2 protein-coding genes and 1 pseudogene are annotated in these 1091 nt (G+C 67.3%); all 3 read left to right on the top strand.

Going from position 1 to position 1091, the window contains the following annotated elements; translation table 11 throughout:
• Positions 1 to 245: pseudogene (locus AC5RWT_RS37700) on the top strand (chromosome partitioning protein ParA); the annotation flags it as partial.
• Positions 246 to 284: 39 nt separating this feature from the next.
• Entirely contained in the window at positions 285 to 884 is a 600-nt protein-coding gene (locus AC5RWT_RS37695; RefSeq protein WP_494084665.1) for a DUF6668 family protein, read from the top strand.
• A gap of 11 nt (positions 885 to 895) precedes the next feature.
• The coding region (locus AC5RWT_RS37690; protein ID WP_494084664.1) for a hypothetical protein at positions 896 to 1091 on the top strand (196 nt) is incomplete at its 3' end.

Raw genomic sequence — 1091 nt, 5'->3', positions numbered from 1 at the left:
GCAACGCCGTCGTGATCGTCTCCGAGTCCACCGACGCCAAGCGCAGCATGACTGGGGATGCCCTGAAGCGGGCGAAAGCCGAGGCGCAGCGGATCGCTGACGGCTTCGAGCCGTTCGTCCGCGCCGTCGTCCGTATCCCGTACGACCCCGCCCTGGTCAACGGGCCGATCCGTTACGAAGCGCTCCAGCCCGTGACCCAGCGGGCGTGGCTCGCGGCAGCGGCCGCTGTCGCCAAAGGCTTCTAGAACGATCCCTACCGAACATCAGAGTTGAGAGGAGGACCAATGCAACAGACCCTGAACCCCTGGGTTACCCGCCCCACGGCTGACGATCCGGCTGAGGAAACCCGGGCTGCGGCTGTCCCGCCGGCGGCGGTCATCAGCACACCGCTGCGGGGCATGATCGAGCCAGACGCGGCAGACCGGTTGGCGTCCCGCAGCATGGCCGGCACAGCGCGTCTCTGGGTTGTTGGTACCCATGGGGGAGCGGGTGAAAGCCGGATCGCTGACCTCATCGAATCTGCCCGTTCCACGGATCATTGCTGGCCTGTCCTCCCCAGCGGCGGCAGGCCGCGGGTGCTGCTGGTCTGCCGCGCAGACATGCGGGGCCTGACAACTGCCAGGAACACGCTCACCCAGTGGGCGTCAGGCGCAGCCCCGCAGACCGACCTGCTTGGACTCGCCGTCTTGGCAGACGCCCCGGGAAAGACACCCAAAGCACTCCGGGACTTCGCCGCCCTCGTAGGCGGCGGGGCGCCAAGATTCTGGACTCTGCCCTGGGTGGACGCATGGCGGCACACCGACGCCACAGCGCTGCCAGCCAGCCGCGAATACCAACGCTTCATTACCGACGTGGCCGCCCTGGCCACGGCAACCAACCACTGAAAGGTCTCTCCATGAACACGTTCACTGCACTCTCAACCAGCGTTATTCCCAACCCCACCCCCGTCGTCCCCGCGCAGGCCGGCGGCCTGTTGACCATCCTGAACTGGGCCTCCGGCATCGGCCTGGTCCTCGGCGTCCTGGGCGTCATCATCGTCGGCATCGGCATGGTCATCCAACTCCAGCGCGGTGAAGGCGCACAGGCGATCG

The organism is Arthrobacter sp. Dra40 (assembly GCF_059091905.1).
This window is presented reverse-complemented; position numbering and strand designations above follow the sequence as displayed.

Coding starts and splice junctions, on each gene's coding strand:
- AC5RWT_RS37695 (WP_494084665.1), top strand. CDS start 285: ATGCAACAGACCCTGAACCCCTGGGTTACCCGCCCCACGGCTGACGAT.